This is a genomic window from Streptomyces longispororuber, from assembly GCF_014656095.1.
Taxonomy (GTDB): Bacteria; Actinomycetota; Actinomycetes; order Streptomycetales; family Streptomycetaceae; genus Streptomyces; species Streptomyces longispororuber.
In genome coordinates this window covers 43,925-61,487 of the sequence record NZ_BNBT01000002.1, presented here as the reverse complement: position 1 = coordinate 61,487, position 17,563 = coordinate 43,925, and the positions used below count along the sequence as shown (strand labels likewise).

Here is a 17,563-nt window from a genome sequence, read left to right as displayed (position 1 = left end):
GAGAATCGGCGACCTTACCCGGCAACCTGCGGAAATGAGGGGCGCGAACGTGCGTGCGGTGGACGACGTGTGGGGGAGTGGCGGTGCGGTGGTCCTGGGAGGCGGCGCGATGAACGAGCGGTACGTGGTGGACCTCGGGGAGGTCGCCGGGACCCACGTCGCGGTGGTCGGCGGCAAGGCGGCACACCTCGGTGAACTGTCGCGGATCGAGGGGATCCGGGTCCCGGCCGGCTTCTGCGTGACGACGGACGCCTTCCGGCAGGCCGTGGCGCACGTGCCGGTGCTCGACGAGCAGATCGACGAGCTGGCGCGGGTCGACCCGGACGACCGGGAGACAATCCGCACGCTCAGTGCCCGGCTCCGCCGTGCCGTCGAGGAGGCCGCCGTACCGGACGGCGTCGTGGAGGCGGTCACCCGCGCCCTCACCCGGTTCGGGGAGCACGCCGCCTACGCCGTCCGCTCCAGCGCGACGGCGGAGGACCTGCCGACGGCCTCCTTCGCCGGCCAGCAGGACACGTACCTGAACGTCGTCGGTCCTGCGGCGGTCCTGGAGCACGTGAGCCGGTGCTGGGCCTCGCTGTTCACCGAACGGGCCGTCACCTACCGGCTCCGGCAGGGCATCGACCACCGTGCCGTCCGCATGGCCGTGGTCGTGCAGCGGATGGTGTTCCCGGCGGCGTCCGGCATCCTGTTCACGGCCGACCCCGTCACGGGCCACCGGAAGACCGCCACCGTCGACGCCGGGTTCGGCCTTGGCGAGGCGCTGGTCTCCGGACTGGTGAACCCGGACGTCTACACGGTGCGGGACGGCGAGATCGTCGACAAGACGATCGTCGCCAAGCAGCGCGCCGTCCACGCCCTGCCGACCGGCGGCACGCGGGACGTCGCCGTCGACGCGGGGCAGCAGGAGCAGCCGGCGCTGACCGACGCCCAGGTCCTGCGGCTCGTACGGCTCGGGCGGCGGATCGAGGCGCACTTCGGCCGCCCCCAGGACATCGAGTGGTGCCTGGACGGCGACGACTTCCACATCGTGCAGAGCCGGCCCGTCACCACGCTGTTCCCCGTCCCCGAGGCCGACGACCGGGAGAACCGCGTCTACGTCTCCGTCGGGCACCAGCAGATGATGACCGACGCCATGAAGCCCCTCGGCCTCTCCCTGTGGCGGAAGACGGCCATGGTGCCGATGCACGAGGCCGGCGGGCGGCTCTTCGTGGACGTCACCGCGCGCCTGGCCGCACCCGCGAGCCGCGACGCCCTCCTGGACATGATCGGGCGCGGCGAACCGCTGATCACGGACGCGCTGCGGACGCTCCTCGCCCGCGGCGACTTCGTCCCGTCGCTGCCCGGCACGGGACCCGGCGGACCACCGGCCGGAGGCGGCGCGCCCGCCCCGATCGACACCGACCCGGCCCTGGTCACCGAGCTGGTCCAGCGCAGCGAGGCGTCCGTCGCCGCGCTGGAGCGCGACATCCGTACGAAGACAGGACCGGAGCTGTTCGACTTCCTGCTGGGCGCCTTCGAGGAGCACAAGCGCGTCCTGAGCGACCCGCTGAGCATGCAGGTGATCATGGCGGGCATGGAGGCCACCTGGTGGCTCAACGACCACGTGCGGGACTGGCTGGGGGAGAAGAACGCGGCCGACACGCTCACGCTGTCCTCCCCCGGCAACATCACCTCGGAGATGGGACTGGCGCTGATGGACGTCGCGGACGCCGTCCGCCCGCATCCGGAGGTGGTGGCGTTCCTGCAGGGCGTCGAGGACGACGACTTCCTCGACGACCTGGCGAAGGTCCCGGGCGGATCCGAAGCGCGCGGCGCCGTCGAAAGCTACCTCGACCGCTACGGGATGCGCTGCGTCGGCGAGATCGACATCACGCGGCCGCGCTGGCGGGAACAGCCCGCCGCCCTCGTGCCCGCGATCCTCGACAACGTCCGCAACTTCCCGCCGGGCGCCGCCGCGCGGCGCTTCGAGGAGGGCCGGCAGAAGGCGCTGCGGAAGGAACAGGACGTGCTGTCGCGCCTGCGGGCCCTGCCGGACGGGGAGCGGAAGGCCGCCGAGACCCGGCGGATGATCGACCGGGTGCGCACCTTCATCGGCTACCGGGAGTACCCGAAGTACGGCATCGTCAGCCGCTACTTCGTCTACAGGCGGGCCCTGCTCGCCGAGGCCGAACGGCTCGTGCGCGCCGGCGTGCTCGCCGAGCGGGAGGACGCCTACTACCTCACCTTCGAGGAACTGCACGAGGCCGCGCGCTCGCACCGGGCGGACGCCGAGCTGATCCGGCAGCGCAAGGACGCGTACCGCGCGTACCGGGCGCTGACCCCGCCCCGGGTGCTCACCTCCGACGGTGAGGCCCTCAACGGGGCGTACCGGCGCGACGACGCCCCGGCAGGCGCCCTTTTGGGCCTGCCGGTCTCCGCCGGGACCGTCGAAGGGCGGGCCCGCGTGATCCTGGACATCGCGCAGGCCGACCTCGAAGAGGGCGACATCCTGGTCACGGCCTACACGGACCCGAGCTGGTCGCCCCTCTTCGTCGGCATCGCGGGCCTGGTGACGGAGGTGGGCGGCCTGATGACCCACGGCGCGGTCATCGCCCGGGAGTACGGCCTGCCGGCGGTCGTGGGGGTGGACCGGGCCACCCACCTCATCGAGGACGGCCAACGCATCCGCGTCCACGGCACCGACGGCTACGTCGAACTGCTCTCCTGACCGGCGGCGCTGCACGCGTACTCCCTGCGGTGCCCCGCCCCGTGCCGGGCCGGACGACCCCCGCCCGGGGGACGGTCACTCGCACGCGGCTGACCGGCAGTTGCCCCGGTGCGCTGGGGCAAGGAAGCCGCGGAGGCCGACGCCGTGAGGACGACGGCGGCGGCGCAGTGGCGCCCCGGCGTGCAGGCCCTCTCGGAGAGCCGCGCGAAGCCGCCGCTGTCGACCGCCGCCGTCGCTGAGCCGCCGCAGGTCCCGCCGGTCAGGGGACCCTTTGGAGGTCCTTCTGCCGGTCCTGGGCGTTCAGGTGGTACACGTTGAACGCCCGGCGGATGACGGGCTGCGCCACGTTGCGGACCGGTACGCCGCCGCTGGTCATGCCGTGCTCGGTGCCCGCGTGGGCGTGGCCGTGGAGGGCGAGGTCCGCGCCCGCCGTGTCGATGGCCTCGGCCAGCAGGTAGCTGCCGAGAAACGGATAGATCTCCGGGGGCTCGCCGGCGAGCGTGTCCGGCACGGGGGAGAAGTGCGTCAGCGCGACGCGGGTCCCGCACCCCTCCTCGGCCAGCTCCTCCAGGGAGGCCCGCAGGCCGTCGGCGCAGCGCCGGGTGTACCGGATGAAGTCCTTCATCATCCGCTCGCCGAACTCGCTGCCGCTGCGCCCCACGAACCCGCCGCCGAAGCCCTTGGTGCCGGCGACGCCCACGCGCTCGCCGCCGACCTCCAGGACCGTGGCCTGCCCTTCGAGCACGTGCACGCCCGCCTCCCGCAGCACGGCGGTGACCTCCTCCGGCCGCTCGTCGTGGTGGTCGTGGTTGCCGAGCACGGCGACGACGGGCACGGCGAGCCCGGACACCTCATCGGCGACCACCCGGGCCTCCTCCACGGTGCCGTGCCGGGTCAGGTCCCCGGCGAGCAGCAGCAGGTCGGCGCAGTCGGGCAGGGTGTCGAAGGCGGGCCTGAGGAGGCCCGCGCTGTCGGGTCCGAGGTGGATGTCCCCCACGGCGGCGACGCGGATCATGACACTTCCTCCGGGTGGTCGGGGGCCGCTGTCCCGGCCACGATGACGTCGTACCGGACGGTCAGACCGGCCAGTTCCTCGTTCACGGTGCGCAGCAGCTCCTCGCGGCAGTGGGTGGTGGGCACGGTCCCGGTGACCACCACGCAGGCGCCGCGCGCCTCGACGCGTACGCCGAGTTCGGCCGGCTCCTCCGCCGCGAGCCGCTCGCGCAGGTGGGCGATGCGGTACTCGGTGTTCTGCTCGCTCGGGCCGCCCTGCGTGTTGCCCGCGTTCTGCGTGTGCTGTCGCGCAGTGTCGTGGCCGGTCATCGGTGTCCTCCCGGTGGTGGGCCCGCGGGCGGTGGTGTCCCCCCGGACGGTGCCCGCGAGGGCCCCGTCCGCGCGGGGACCGGCTCCGTCCGCGGTGCGATGATCTCCAGCCGCTCCAGCAGGAACAGGAACGCGGCCGGCATGGGCTGCTCGCCCCACTCGCGGCGGATGAGGTCCCAGTCGACCTTCTCGCGCAGCAGCCGCGCGATCGGCAGGACGGCGCCGAAGTCGCAGTGGTGCTCGGAGAAGGCGCCGAGCAGACTGCGCAGCAGGTCGGTCGGGGCGAGGACGGGCATGGCCACCGAGTCCACGGCCAGCTCGTGGGCCCTGCCCAGGAGGTCCGAGGAGACCGGCTCGCCGGCCAGGCGGAAGATGAGGTCGATGTCCTGCCCCAGGCACTTGGCCTTCAGGAGCCAGTCCTCGGGCGGCGTGTAGACCTTCAGGCCGGCCCCCGCAAGCGTGGCGGTGACGGTTTCGGCGTCCTCCGGCTTGATGCAGAAGTCGGCGTCGTGCTGGAGGTTGCCCGTGCCGCCGTGCGCGTAGACGGCCACGCTGCCCGCGAGGGCGAAGTCGTGCTCGTGCCGCTTGAGGAGGGCGGCGACCTGCTTGGTGGCCTCCAGGATGGCCTGGTTGCGGTCGGGCGGGAGCTCCGAGGGGGGCCGTTCGTGCCGGTGGCTCGCCTCGGACAGCGGTGCCGTCACCGCGCGCAGGTCCGGGACGTCGCCCGGCGCGTCGCGCACGGCGTCCTCCGAGTGGTGTGTCACTGCTCCTCCGTGGTCGCCGGGGTGCCGGACGCGGACCCCGGGACGGGTCCGGGCGCCGGTCCCGGCTCGGGATACGGATCGGGCCGGGGCGTCGGGGGCACCGGGTCGGGCCCGGGCCGCGGCGGCGCCGGCGGGACGGGGTCGGGACCGGGGGCGGGCACGGGGCCCGGCGCCGGTCCGGGCGGTGGAGGCGTCGGACCGGGTGCCGGGGTGGGGCTCGGCGGCGTCGGGTCGTTGGGTGGCGTACTCATCGGCCTCCTTCCGGGACGGGCTGACGGCCCTTGTGCGTACCTCGGGGCGGCCCCAGGGACTGACCTTGGGGGACCGGCCTCGCGGACGGGCTGATGGTCCTACGAGTTTCCCCTGGCGGGGCGCTCAATCACGCTCGCGTCGAGCCGGGGCGGGGCGCGCACACCGCCTTGCCCGACGGGCCCGCTCCCCGGCGCGCGCCACCCAGGACCCGGCTGATCAGGAGAACCCCGGGGCCGGAGCGCGCCGACACCACGGCCGGGACCGGGCGGCGCCCCGGTGCGGCCCGAGTAGACCGGACGGGCGAACCGGACCGCGCGGACGTCCCGACGGGCCGGCCTCGCGCCCGGCCCGCGGGGGGCAGGCCGTACGGCGAGGCGGGGCGCGTCCGCACGGGGAGGTGACGCGGGGGCGCGCCCGCACGCGGAGGCGACGCGGGGGCGCGCCCGCACGGGGAGGGGCGGCCGGAACCGAATGTTCGCGCCCCACCCGTTTCACGCCCCCGCCACCGGGTGACCCGGGCGACGAGAGCTGATCGGCTGCTTTCCGGTATCACGGCCGGATGCGACGGGAAGGACATTATTCGCATTCTTGTGCAGAGCGGTGAAAGCGAACATCTCAGTCGGAGGAGTCGACGCACGTGACGGACGTATCGAGCAAGGGCCCCGCCCCGGACGACGACCGGAAGGTCCTCACCAACCGCCAGGGCCACCCGGTCTACGACAACCAGAACCAGCGCACGGTCGGCGCCCGCGGCCCGGCGACGCTGGAGAACTACCAGTTCCTCGAGAAGATCAGTCACTTCGACCGCGAACGCATCCCGGAGCGCGTGGTCCACGCCCGCGGCGTGACCGCGTACGGCTACTTCGAGGCGTACGGAGCCTGGGGCGACGAGCCCATCAGCCGCTTCACCCGCGCCAAGCTCTTCCAGGAGCGCGGCAAGCGCACCGACGTGGCCGTGCGGTTCTCCACCGTGATCGGCGGCCGGGACTCCTCGGAGGCGGCCCGGGACCCGCGCGGCTTCGCCGTGAAGTTCTACACCGAGGACGGCAACTGGGACCTCGTCGGCAACAACCTGGGCGTCTTCTTCATCCGGGACGCGATCAAGTTCCCGGACGTCATCCACGCCCTCAAGCCGGACCCGGTGACGTTCGAGCAGCAGCCGCGCCGCATCTTCGACTTCATGTCGCAGACGCCCGAGAGCATGCACATGCTGGTCAACCTGTTCAGCCCGCGCGGCATCCCGTCCGACTACCGCCACATGCAGGGCTTCGGCGTCAACACGTACAAGTGGGTCAACGACCAAGGCGAGACCCTCCTGGTCAAGTACCACTGGATGCCCAAGCAGGGCGTGCGCAGCATGACCGAGGAGGACGCCGCCAACGTGCAGGCCGACAACCTCGGACACGCCACCAAGGACCTGTACGAGGCCGTCGAGCGCGGCGACCACCCGGAGTGGGAGCTGCTGGTCCAGGTCATGGAGGACCACGACCACCCGGAGCTGGACTTCGACCCCCTGGACGACACCAAGACCTGGCCCGAGCAGGAGTTCCCGCCCAAGCCGGTGGGCCGGATGGTGCTCGACCGGATGCCGCGGAACTACTTCGCGGAGAACGAGCAGATCTCCTTCGGCACCGGCGTCCTGGTGGACGGGCTCGACTTCTCCGACGACAAGATGCTCGTCGGCCGCACCTTCTCCTACAGCGACACCCAGCGGTACCGGGTCGGCCCGAACTACCTGCAACTGCCGGTCAACCAGGCCAAGAACGCCGACGTCCGCACCAACCAGCGCGACGGACAGATGACGTACCACGTCGACGGCGCGGGCGAGAACCCGATCGTCAACTACGAGCCCTCGATCACCGGGGGGCTGCGCGAGGCCCAGTACCCGACCCATGACGAACAGGGCCCGGAGATCCACGGCCGCCTCACCCGCAAGCGCATCCCGCGCACCAACGACTACCTCCAGGCGGGGCAGCGCTACCTGCTGATGGAGCAGTGGGAGCGCGACGACCTCGTGCACAACCTGGTCACCCTCCTGGGCCAGTGCGACCGCGCGGTGCAGGAGCGGATGGTGTGGCACTTCCTGCTGGTGGAGAACGAGCTCGGCCTGAAGATCGGCGAGGGCCTCGGCATCGGCCCGCGGGACGTGGCGCACCTCGAACCCCTGGCCGGCCAGGACCTCACCGACGAGGACCGCAAGCGCCTCGCCAACCTGGGCGACAACCCGCCCCGGGACGTCGACGGCCTGACCATGACGCACTGCGTCCCCGACGAACGGCACGTCGTGACGCGCTGACGGACCGCACCGCGCGGCACCGGACGAGCACGCCGGCCCCACGACGCCGGCACGACGGGAGCAAGGAGAAGAGACGACCATGGCAGACATCCCCGCGTCCGAGCTGGACGAGCTGTGGGAGGAGTTCCACGCGGTGGTGAACATGACCTCGCGCGAGCTGGGCGACTGGCTCAAGACCCGCTTCGCGGGCGAGGACACCGAGGAACTGCCCGACCAGTCGGGTACCGAGAACGGGCGGCGGGTCCTGGAGATCCTCGGCAAGCGCCGCGTCGACCTCACCGACGACGACGTCCGCGTCATGCGGAAGGTCGTCGACACGGTCACGGCCGAGCGCGGCGTCGACCTGGAACCCACCGCCGGGCAGCCGCACTGGCGCCACCGCCTGATGACCCTGGGCCACGACCCGCTGAAGCCACCGGCCTCCGACGCGGGAGCCAACCGCGCCCGGCACCGGTGACGGCACACCGCCGGGACCGGAGCCGTACGGCGGCAGCGACGGCGGGAAGGAGGCGCGCATGGCCCGCAGCAAGGCGTACGCCGTAGCGGCTTCCGGGCAGTGGACCGACGAGGAGGAAGGCCGCAGGAGACTGCCCGCCGGTGAGGCGCACGCCTGGGAGCCCGGCCGCAACGAGACCGTCTGCGGCCTGTCCCTCAGCCGGTCCCAGCTCGTGCGCTTCCCGCACGTGCCGTGGACGGACGCCATCCCCGAGTCCGGCGGCGCCGCGGACCGGGTACGGCGCCTGTGCCCCCGCTGCGCGTCCGTCGCCGGGCGCGCGGGGGCCGGGGCCGGGCCCGCCTGGCGCCGCGTCAACCCACGGCCGTGACGGGGCGGTCACCACGAGGCCCCGTCCCCGCCGGTACGCCGACGGGGACGGGGCCTCGTGGTGCGGTTCCGCCGCGGGTGCGCGCGGCTCTAGCGGCGTGACTGGCGCCGGTAGCCGAAGGGGCCGGGCAGGTCCATCGACGTGGTCCGCCGGCCGGTCGAACTGTGCGTGCGGCGCGGGCCGTGCCTGCCGCCGAGCGTGATCGACCAGGAGCGGCGGTTGATGTTCAGCCGGACCCCGGGGAGGATCCGCAGCGACTTGCGGAAGGTGAGCGGCATGGGGCGACTCCTTGCGTCGGGTGCGTCGGGTCCTTGTGCCGGGTGACGTCGCCTCGGGTGACGTCGAGCTCTCCCGGTCACGGGTATCCGCGCGGCGAGGAGTCAGGCATGGCGCGCGCACGGAGGCCGCCCGCCCGCGGCGCCGGGTGGTGCGCCGGTACGAGCCGCCGCGCCCGGGCCCGGCGCGCGGAGGCCCCGGCCCGGACACGACGGGGTGCCGGTACGCGCGTCGTACCGGCACCCCAGGGTCACGTCAGGCCGGTGGTCCCGGCCCGGTGTCGAGCCGTCAGCCGGGCCACGTCCCGGTCAGGCCGCGGGTCGCGGTCGCACCGGCGCGGTCGACCGCGGCCTTCACCGCGGCGAAGATCGCGCCCTGCAGGGTGGCCGCGATCAGCACCTCGCCCCAGCCCCGCTCCTCGTCGGTGGCGTCCGGGGCGTCCTCGTCGTGGCCGAGCGCCTTCCACGCCTGCCGGAACACCATCCCGGCGAGCATCCCGCTGACCGCTCCCAGCGCCAGGCCGACCGGCTTGTAGGCGATCTTCGATGCCTTCATCCGGGGTCACCCCTTCCTGGAGCGGCGCGACAGCCACAGCACGAGGGTGGCCGCGGCGGCCGCGCCGAGCAGCACGCCCCGGTTGTCCCGCGCCATCCGGCCGCCCTGGGCCGCCTTCTGCCGCACCGGCTCCGGCGCCTTCTCCTCCCAGAGCTGGCCGGCCTGCGCGGCCGTGGCCCGGGCCTGCTCGACCGCCTTGGCCGCCGTGTCCTTGACGGGCTCGGGCAGCTTGTCCTGCACCTGGTGCGCGAGGTCGGCGGCCTTCGCCGCCGTCTGCTCCTTCACGGCCTCGGCCTTGGCCGCGGTCTGCTCCTTCACCGCTCCGGCCTTGACCGCCGTCTGCTCCTTCACCTGCGCGGACTTCTCCTTCACGCGGGACTTGACGTCTGCCTTGGCCGCGAGGGCCTCGACCGTCTCGCCGAGTTCGGAGCGGGTCCGGGCGACCTGCTCGCGCAGTTCCTCGGGGCTGTCGGCGGTGGGCTCGTCGTGGGGCGGCTGCGTCATCGGTGTGCACTCTCCTTGATCTCGGCCACGTCAGCCTTGACGCTGTTGATGGCCTGTTCCGGCGCGGGCGGGTTGGCCTCGCTGATCTGCTTCTTCCCGGTCATCGCCATCACACCGGCGATCACGCCGAGAACCGCGGTCACGATCAGCGCCGCGGCCCACACCGGCAGCGGCACCGCCAGCGCGGCGATGGCGGTGGCCACGAGTGCCTGCAGCATCAGGAACCCGACCACTCCGGCTCCGCCGAACAGGCCACCGCCCTTGCCGTAGCGCTTCCCCTTCTCCTTCATCTCCGCCTGCGCCAAGCGGAGCTCGCCGCGCACCAGCTCGGTCAACTGGTGCGAGGCACGCTGCACCAGCTCGCTCACCGGCTCCTGACCGGCACCGCGGTCCCCACCGGTGACGTGCGGCTGAGTGTTCGACACGGCGATCACCTCCCGCCCTTCTCGGTCTCGTACCGACCGGGAGCTTCGTCCCTCCCGGTCCTTCGACGCGCGAGTACCCCGGGTCGGCCGAGGACAGTCAGGTATGTCGTACGCGAGATCCGCGTCTCCAACGTACGACGAAAGCCCGCGTCCCTCTCCTTGAGAGCCCGCGGCTGCGGCCCGCGCGGGCCCCGCCCCTGCCTGCCGCGGGGGAGCCGTTCCTTGGACCTTCGGCCGACGCTTCGGCATCTGCCACGGAGGAACCGATGAAAAGGTTGCAGATACAAGATCAAAGGCCATATCTTTCCGCACATGCAGTCCTACACCATCGGTCAGGCGGCGCGTCTGCTCGGCGTCAGCCCCGACACCGCGCGCCGCTGGGCGGACGCCGGCCGGGTCGCGACCCACCGCGACCAGAGCGGGCGCCGCCTGATCGACGGCCGTGACCTGGCCGCCTTCTCCGTCGAGATCGGCCAGGCCGGCACCGGTGAGGAAGAGGCCGCGTACACCTCGGCCCGCAACGCCTTCCCGGGCATCGTCACCGCCGTCAAGCTCGGCGACGTCGCCGCCCAGGTCGAGATCCAGGCCGGTCCCCACCGCCTGGTCTCCCTGCTCACCCGGGAGGCCGTCGAGGAACTGGGCCTGGAGGTCGGCATGCAGGCCACCGCCCGCGTGAAGTCGACCAGCGTGCACATCGACCGCGCCTGAACCGGGGCGCACGACCGCCCACGGGCCGCGCACCTCGGCCGCGGGCGCGCCGTGCGCGCCGACGGCACCCGCACCGTGCGCGGCGAGCGCGCCCGGCCCCGCGTGCTCCCGCGGTACCGCCCGTCCTCGGTGACCGCGTCCCTCCGCCCCTCCGGCGGCACCCCGCCGCCCGCAGTCCTAGGAGTGCCACCCCGTGCCCACCGTGATCACCGCGCGCCGCACCGCCGCGGCCCTCGCCACCGCCGCCCTGCTCGTCCCCCTGGCCGCCTGCGGCAACGACGACGACGGCAAGGACACGGGCGGGCGGAAGGCCGAACTGACCGTCCTCGCCGCCGCCTCCCTCACCGACGTCTTCAGGACCGCGGGCGCCGCGTACGAGAAGGACCACCCGGGCACCAAGGTGACCTTCTCCTTCGAGGGCTCCCAGGAACTGGCCGCCAAGGTCAGGCAGGGCGCCCCGGCCGACGCCCTGGTCACCGCCGACACCAAGACCATGGACGGCCTGCGGTCCGACACCGGCGACCCCACCGTCATCGCCAGGAACCGCCTGGTCATCGCGGTCGGCAAGGGCAACCCGAAGCACGTACGGACCCTCAAGGACCTCTCCGCGAAGGACCTGAAGGTCGTGCTCGCCGCTCCCGAGGTGCCCGTCGGCCGCTACAGCGAGAAGATCCTCGACGCCCAGCGGGTCTCCGTCGAACCGGTCTCGCAGGAGCCCAACGTCCGCGCCGTGCTGTCCAAGGTGGAACTCGGCGAGGCCGACGCGGGCATCGTCTACAAGACCGACATCACCGCCGCCGACGGCAAGGCCGAGGGCGTCGACATCCCCGACGCCCAGAACGCCGTCGCCGCCTACCCGGCCGCGACCCTCAAGGAGTCCGCGCACCCCGAGGACGCGGCCGCGTTCGTCACCTGGCTCACGTCGCCCGAGGCCCAGAAGATCCTGCGGGACGCGGGCTTCCAGAAGCCGTGACGCGCGGGACCCGGCAGCCATCATGAACCCGGGGCCGTCCGGTACGGGGGCTCCGGGCAGCCCTGCCGGGAGCCCCGGCCCCGCCCGGAGTCCGGCCCCGCCCGGCGCGACGACCGTGCCCGGCCGGCCCTCCCCGGCGCGGACGAGCGCCGGGGCAGCGGGCCCCGCCCCCGTACCGCCGCCGCCCACCCACGGGAACCCCCGATGAGAAGCTTCCGCACCACCGGCGCGCGCGCCCCGCGCGCCGGTCGCGCCCGCACCCCGGTCACCCTCGCCGTGCCCGCCCTGCTCGCGGTCGCCTTCCTCCTGCTGCCGCTCATCGGCATCCTGAGCCGCACCGAGTGGGGCGAGATCGGCTCCCACCTGACCAGCCCGGGCGTCACCGAGGCGCTCAGGCTCTCGCTGTACGTCTCCTTCTGGGCCCTCGGCCTGTCCCTGGTCCTCGGCGTGCCGCTGGCCTGGACGCTCGCCCGGGCCGACTTCCCCGGCAAGGCGCTCGTCCGCTCCCTGGTCCTGCTGCCCATGGTGCTGCCGCCCACCGTCGGCGGCGTCGCGCTGCTGCTCGGCTTCGGGCGGCGCGGACTGCTCGGCCCCTGGCTGGAGGACACCTTCGGCGTCGTCCTGCCCTTCCACACCTCGGGCGCCGTGGTCGCCGCGACCTTCGTCGCGATGCCCTTCCTCGTCATCAGCCTGGAGGGGGCGCTGGCCGGGCTGCGTCCCTCGTACGAGGAGACCGCCGCGTCCCTCGGTGCCTCTCCGGCGCGGGTGTTCTTCACCGTCACCCTGCCGTCGGTCGCCCCCGGGCTCGTCGCCGGGGCGGCGCTGACCTGGGCGCGGGCGCTGGGCGAGTTCGGCGCCACCATCACCTTCGCGGGCAATCTGCCGGGCACCACCCAGACCCTGCCGCTCCAGGTCTACCTGCTGCTCCAGGACCGGCCCGAGGCCGCCACGTCCGTGTCCCTGCTCCTCCTGGTCATCGCCATGGCGGTGCTCATCGCCCTGCGCGGACGCTGGACCGGCGGCTCGGCCGACCGGGCGCCGCGCTCCCGGTCCCTCCGGCCGGAGGCGCCCGCCGAGGACCCCGCCGCCCCGCCCCTGCCCGCGCCCGGGCCGCCCGCCGTGCCGCCGGAGCGCTGGCCCCTGCACGCGGACGTCACCGGCTTCAACCAGCTCACCCTGGACGCCGGGCCCGGCACCACCGTCGCCGTCGTCGGCGAGAACGGCGCGGGCAAGACCACCCTGCTGCGCGCCCTGCTCGGCCTCACCCCCCGCTCCCACGCCGACCTGCGGCTCGGCGACGAGAACGTGACCCGCCTGCCCCCGCACCGCCGGGGCGTGGCCTGGGTGCCCCAGGACGGCGCCCTCTTCCCGCACCTGACCGCCCTCGCCAACACCGCCTACGGCCTGCGCGTCCAGGGCGTCCCGCGCGCCGCGGCCCGCCGCGAGGCCCGGCAGTGGCTCGACCGCCTCGGCGTCGGCCACCTCGCCCACCGCAGGCCCGCCCAGCTCTCCGGCGGCCAGGCCCAGCGCGTCGCGCTCGCCCGGGCGCTCGCGCCGCGCCCCCGGCTGCTGCTCCTGGACGAGCCGCTGGCCGCCCTCGACCAGACCACCCGCGCCCACGTCCGGCACACGCTCCGCGCCCACCTCGCGGGCTTCGGCGGCGTCTGCCTGATCGTCACCCACGACCCCGTCGACGCCGTCTCGCTGGCCGACCGGGTCCTCGTGCTCGCCGACGGCCGCGCCCTGCAGGACGCGCCGCCCGCCGAGGTCACCCGCCACCCGCGCTCCCCGTGGGTGGCCCGCATGCTCGGGCGCAACGCCTGGCCCGCCACCGCCACCGCCGAGGGGGCCCGGCTGGCCACCGGTGCCGGCCTCGTGGCGGCCGAGACGGTGGGGGAGGGCGCCGACACCCTGGTCGTCGTACCGCCCGAGGCCGTCTCCGTGCACCGCGAGAAGCCCACCGGCAGCCCGCGCAACGTCTGGCCCGGGACCCTCCGCGAGATCACCGCCAGCGGCAGCCGGCTGCGCCTGCTCATCACCTCCGACGCCGTGCCCGACACGGTCGCCGAGATCACCCCGCAGGCCGCCGCCGACCTCGGCCTCGCCGACGGCACGGAGGTCTGGTGCAGCGTGAAGGCCACCGAACTCACGCTCGTGCCCCTCTGAGGCAGGCGCCCGGGCCGCCCCGGCGGGCGCTCAGGCGGCGTGGCAGAGCGCGGCGGGCGCGGCCGGAGCAGCGGCGTGGGACACGGTCGCGGGCACGGGGCGGACGGCGGCCGCTGTCCGCGAGCGGTTCCGCGCGAAGACGACCAGGCGCAGCACCGCGAACCTCCCGACCCCGGCGAGCGCGGAGGCGGACAGGTAGACCACCTGCTCCAGCACCGCGCCGGGCGCCGCCACGAGCTGCTGCAGGACGAGCATCGCCAGGCAGGTCACCGCGTACGCGGCCGCCGCGGAGCCGGCCGACTGCGTGTGCTGGCGCCAGGTCGCGCGCCCGCCCGCGCCGAAGGTGAAGCGGGCGTGCAGCTCGGTGGCCAGCAGCGTGGAGACCACGGTGATCAGCGCGTTGGCCACGGCCCAGGGCATCCAGGAGGCGAGGCCCGCCACGGCGAAGCTGGAGGCCAGCCCCACCCCGCCGCCGCAGAGCACGAAGCGGGCGAAGGCGGCGAAGGCGCCGGGCGCCGCCTGCTGCTGGTTCTGCGCTGTCCCCATGGTCCGGCCCCCTCGACGCTCACTCCGTGGCACGCGCTCCGCCGGTGAAACGGAGGAGCGCGTTCTCTGTGATGCCATCATGGCACACCAGTGGTGCCATGCGCGAGCCATTGTTGGCGTCATGTGTGTCACTCGTGGTGTCACGGCAGCGAGGCGCCCCTCTGTGCGGCCATGGGCCGACGGGTGCGCGACTTCCGCGGCGTGACGGCGTAACCGATCCACGCCGAGGGCGGTTCGGCGGGAGGAGGGATTCAGGCTCAGGGCTTCGAAGATCGCGAACTCGCGCGTAAGCGGACTGTCGTTTGCCACGTTCATGACGGGCGGAGTCCACCCGCGCCGCTCCGATAGCATGATCCGACTCGCGAGGTCCGTCCCGAGCGCCCGCGCTTACCGGAAACCACGCTGACCAGCACGAAGCGTTACCTGTTTAATCAAAAACCAACAAATTGGCCAGGCAGTTGAGGCGTATGACATCGCGGGTGTTTTCGCGAATAAATGGGAGAAATGAGTTCGCCACGTGGCGTCGGCCGCGGGTGCTGCTGTGGGGTGCGGCCGGCGTGGTCGCCCTCGGATTCCAGATCGCGCTGGAGATCGCCGCACGGGGCTACGGCCTGCCCGGCCCGCTCACCAACCAGGTGCGCGAGGTGGTCTTCGCACCCGCGTCCGGGCCGCTGCTGTACGCCGGCATGGCGCTGATGATGGTGGTGCTCACCTGGCGGCAGCGCTTCCTCGCGCTCGGCGCCGCCGTCGCCGTCGACATCCCGTTCTTCCTCGTGCGCTGGGCCACCGGTGGCAAGCTGACCTTCGGCAACGGCGCGCTCTGGGTGCTCCTGGGCTGCGCGGTCATCGCCGTCACCCGCCGCGCCGGCGCCGAACGCGTGCTGCTCCTGAAGGGCGTCGGCCTCGGCCTGCTGCTGGTGGCGGGCCGCAAGACCGGCGACGCCTGGCTGCTCATCACGTCCAAGACCCGCCCGACGGTGCTCGACCCGTACGTGGCGACCGCCGACCACGCGCTGGGCAACCCGTCGTGGCTGGTGGGCCGGCTCGTCAGGGCGACCGACCCGATCGGCTCGCACTTCCTCGACTTCGTCTACGTCCAGCTCGCCGTGGCCGCGGTCGTCGTCGCGCTCTACCAACTGCGCAACGTGGCGGCCGAGCGCCGCTTCCCGGGCCACCACCTCGTCCGCACGTTCCTGGTCGTCGGCCTGCTCGGCCCGGCGATATACATGATCTTCCCCGTGGTCGGACCGGTCTTCGCGTACGGCACCGGCGCCTTCGGCACCGGCGGCGAGGAGTGGGCCCTGGCCAACCTGTGGCCGGACACGCCGCCCCCGCTCGGGACGCCGCACGCGATGACGTACGACGAGATCACCCCGCGCAACTGCATGCCCAGCCTGCACACGGCCTGGGCCACCGTGATCTTCATCCACTCCCGCGGAGGGCCGCGCGTGCTCCGGTACGCGGGCACGTTCTGGCTGGTCGCCACGCTCACCGCGACGCTGGGATTCGGCTACCACTACGGCGTGGACCTGGTGGCCGGCGTGGTGTTCGCGGTCACGATCGAGGCCGGTCTGCGCGCCTTCGACCGCGGCTGGGACCGGTCGGGGATACAGCTCGTCGTCCACGGCACCGTCGTCTTCGCCGCGCTGCTGGTCTCGTACCGCTATCTGCCGACGGAGATGGCCGCCCACCCGTGGCTCTTCGGGCCGCTCCTCCTGCTGGCGATGGGCTCGGTCGTCTACGGCTATATGCGCACCACCAGGCTGTGGGAGCCGAAGCCCGTACCGGCGCCGAAGCTGGAGCCGCAGCCCGAACTGGTCTGAGGCGCCCGGCCGCGGCGGCCGGCTTCCCCGTGACATCGGGAAGCCGGCCGCCGCGCCGCGTCACCACCCCGATGCCCGTGCCGGTGGCCGACGGCGCGCACCCCCGGGACACTGGCCACGGAGCGTACGGAGGCCCGCGCTCCGGTTCCGTTCGCCGCCCGTGGCCGCCGCGACCGCTGTGCCCGTCGCGGCGGACGCGCCTTCCCGCGGCGGACGGAGGACGTGGGCAGGGCGACGGGAGTGGACGGCCATGGCACGCGCGATCTGGACCGGAGTGATCACCTTCGGGATGGTCACCGTGCCCGTCGGCCTCTACACCGCCCTGGAGGACCACGCGGTCCACTTCCACCAGGTGCAGCGCGGCAGCGCCGACCGCATCCGCAACAAGCGCGTCAACGAACGCACCGGCGAGGAAGTCGCCGCCAAGGACATCGTCAAGGGCTTCGAGGTGGCCGAGGGCGAGTACGTCGTCGTGGAACCCGACGAGCTGGACGAGATCGCGCCGGGCCGCTCCAAGGCCATCGACATCAGCGACTTCGTCGACCTCGGCGCCATCGAGCCCGTCTACTTCGACCGCACGTACTACGTCGCGCCCCGCGGCGAGGAGTACGCCAAGGTGTACGAGCTGCTGCGGGCGGCCCTCGCGGAGACGGACAAGGCGGGCATCGCCACGTTCGTGATGCGCGGCAAGCAGTACCTGACGGCCCTGCGCGCCGAGGACGAGGTCCTGGTGCTGCAGACCCTGCACTGGGCGGACGAGGTCCGCGACCCGGCCCGGGAGCTGCCCGACCTGCCGTCCGGCCGGGCAGGTCGGGGCAAGGAGCGGGACATGGCGGTCAAGCTGATCGACGCCCTGTCCGCGCCGTGGGAGCCCGGCCGGTACCGCGACATGTACCAGGAGAAGGTGCGGGAGCTGGTCCGGGCGAAGGCCGAGGGCGAGGAGGTCGAGACGGCGGCGGAGGCACCCCGGGCCACCGACGTCGTCGACCTCATGGACCTCCTGGAGGGCAGCATCGAGCGGGCCCGCGGCGGGGACCGGGGCGGGAGCGGGAGCGACACCCGGGAGGGCGGCCGGAGCGGCACCCGGCGCGGGAAGCGGAAGGCCGCCGAGAAGCCCCCGTCGAAGGCGGACGGCGCCTCCGCGTCGTCCCGCGGCACGGGCGCGGGCGAACTGCGCGAGCTGAGCAAGGCCGAGCTGTACCGGCGGGCCACCGAGCTGGACGTCCCCGGCCGCTCGCGGATGAGCCGGGACGAACTCGTGGACGAACTCGCCCGGGCCCGCGGGCGGGACCGCAAGGGGGACCGGGACCGGCGGCGGGGCCGGAAGCGCGCCGCGTGACCCGGCCACCGGCGGGAAGATCTCCAGTCCGGCCGTCCGGGGGCGTCGCCGTTGGCTCCGGCACACGGACCGTGGCACA

17 protein-coding genes are annotated in these 17,563 nt (G+C 73.7%); 9 read left to right on the top strand and 8 right to left on the bottom strand.

Features of this window, described 5'->3' with window-relative positions:
• The first annotated feature begins 109 nt into the window (after positions 1-109).
• Complete coding sequence (gene rph / locus IE330_RS00955) at positions 110-2,710, top strand: rifamycin-inactivating phosphotransferase (RefSeq protein ID WP_190133917.1); 2,601 nt, start codon at positions 110-112, stop codon at positions 2,708-2,710.
• A gap of 259 nt (positions 2,711-2,969) precedes the next feature.
• Here the strand turns inward: rph and IE330_RS00950 are convergent, their stop codons facing one another.
• The 3 genes from IE330_RS00950 to IE330_RS00940 are packed head-to-tail and all read right to left on the bottom strand — an operon-like array spanning position 2,970 to position 4,797.
• A complete protein-coding gene (locus tag IE330_RS00950) occupies positions 2,970-3,725 on the bottom strand; it encodes a metallophosphoesterase family protein (protein WP_190133849.1) in 756 nt (251 codons plus the stop codon).
• Positions 3,722-4,033, bottom strand: a complete 312-nt coding sequence (locus IE330_RS00945) for a hypothetical protein (protein ID WP_229925244.1) — start codon at positions 4,031-4,033, stop codon at positions 3,722-3,724. The genes IE330_RS00950 and IE330_RS00945 overlap by 4 nt, the downstream gene beginning before the upstream one ends.
• Positions 4,030-4,797 (bottom strand): hypothetical protein, encoded by a 768-nt coding sequence (locus tag IE330_RS00940; protein ID WP_373314528.1) that lies wholly within the window; start codon positions 4,795-4,797, stop codon positions 4,030-4,032. The genes IE330_RS00945 and IE330_RS00940 overlap by 4 nt, the downstream gene beginning before the upstream one ends.
• 889 nt (positions 4,798-5,686) lie before the next feature.
• Between IE330_RS00940 and IE330_RS00935 the strand changes: the two genes are divergently transcribed.
• The 3 genes from IE330_RS00935 (at position 5,687) to IE330_RS00925 (ending at position 8,169) form a co-directional block, all read left to right on the top strand.
• Positions 5,687-7,345 carry a catalase gene (locus tag IE330_RS00935; RefSeq protein WP_190133848.1) on the top strand — a complete coding sequence of 553 codons (1,659 nt, stop codon included), beginning with the start codon at positions 5,687-5,689 and terminating at the stop codon, positions 7,343-7,345.
• 79 nt (positions 7,346-7,424) lie between these two features.
• A complete protein-coding gene (locus IE330_RS00930; protein WP_190133847.1) occupies positions 7,425-7,802 on the top strand; it encodes a DUF3140 domain-containing protein in 378 nt (125 codons plus the stop codon).
• Between the two features lie 58 nt (positions 7,803-7,860).
• Positions 7,861-8,169, top strand: coding sequence for a hypothetical protein (locus tag IE330_RS00925; protein WP_190133846.1), 309 nt, complete (start codon positions 7,861-7,863; stop codon positions 8,167-8,169).
• Between the two features lie 89 nt (positions 8,170-8,258).
• On the opposite strand, the gene IE330_RS00920 is transcribed toward IE330_RS00925, so the two are convergent.
• From IE330_RS00920 to IE330_RS00905, 4 genes are all read right to left on the bottom strand, one after another.
• Positions 8,259-8,447 (bottom strand): DUF4236 domain-containing protein, encoded by a 189-nt coding sequence (locus tag IE330_RS00920; RefSeq protein WP_190133845.1) that lies wholly within the window; start codon positions 8,445-8,447, stop codon positions 8,259-8,261.
• Between the two features lie 286 nt (positions 8,448-8,733).
• Complete coding sequence (locus IE330_RS00915) at positions 8,734-9,000, bottom strand: DUF4235 domain-containing protein (RefSeq protein WP_190133844.1); 267 nt, start codon at positions 8,998-9,000, stop codon at positions 8,734-8,736.
• Between the two features lie 6 nt (positions 9,001-9,006).
• Entirely contained in the window at positions 9,007-9,504 is a 498-nt protein-coding gene (locus IE330_RS00910) for a DUF3618 domain-containing protein (protein ID WP_190133843.1), read from the bottom strand.
• Positions 9,501-9,938, bottom strand: coding sequence for a phage holin family protein (locus IE330_RS00905; RefSeq protein ID WP_190133842.1), 438 nt, complete (start codon positions 9,936-9,938; stop codon positions 9,501-9,503). The genes IE330_RS00910 and IE330_RS00905 overlap by 4 nt, the downstream gene beginning before the upstream one ends.
• A gap of 303 nt (positions 9,939-10,241) precedes the next feature.
• Between IE330_RS00905 and IE330_RS00900 the strand changes: the two genes are divergently transcribed.
• The 3 genes from IE330_RS00900 (at position 10,242) to IE330_RS00890 (ending at position 13,776) form a co-directional block, all read left to right on the top strand.
• Positions 10,242-10,637 (top strand): TOBE domain-containing protein, encoded by a 396-nt coding sequence (locus IE330_RS00900; RefSeq protein WP_190133841.1) that lies wholly within the window; start codon positions 10,242-10,244, stop codon positions 10,635-10,637.
• Between the two features lie 193 nt (positions 10,638-10,830).
• Positions 10,831-11,610, top strand: a complete 780-nt coding sequence (gene modA / locus IE330_RS00895; protein ID WP_190133840.1) for a molybdate ABC transporter substrate-binding protein — start codon at positions 10,831-10,833, stop codon at positions 11,608-11,610.
• Between the two features lie 204 nt (positions 11,611-11,814).
• Positions 11,815-13,776, top strand: a complete 1,962-nt coding sequence (locus IE330_RS00890; protein ID WP_190133839.1) for an ABC transporter permease — start codon at positions 11,815-11,817, stop codon at positions 13,774-13,776.
• 30 nt (positions 13,777-13,806) lie between these two features.
• Here the strand turns inward: IE330_RS00890 and IE330_RS00885 are convergent, their stop codons facing one another.
• Positions 13,807-14,322 (bottom strand): hypothetical protein, encoded by a 516-nt coding sequence (locus IE330_RS00885; protein ID WP_190133838.1) that lies wholly within the window; start codon positions 14,320-14,322, stop codon positions 13,807-13,809.
• A 467-nt stretch (positions 14,323-14,789) separates the two neighbouring features.
• On the opposite strand from IE330_RS00885, the gene IE330_RS00880 reads away from it, so the two are divergent.
• Entirely contained in the window at positions 14,790-16,145 is a 1,356-nt protein-coding gene (locus tag IE330_RS00880) for a phosphatase PAP2 family protein (RefSeq protein WP_190133837.1), read from the top strand.
• A 250-nt stretch (positions 16,146-16,395) separates the two neighbouring features.
• Complete coding sequence (gene ku / locus IE330_RS00875) at positions 16,396-17,484, top strand: non-homologous end joining protein Ku (RefSeq protein ID WP_190133836.1); 1,089 nt, start codon at positions 16,396-16,398, stop codon at positions 17,482-17,484.
• Positions 17,485-17,563 lie beyond the last annotated feature (79 nt).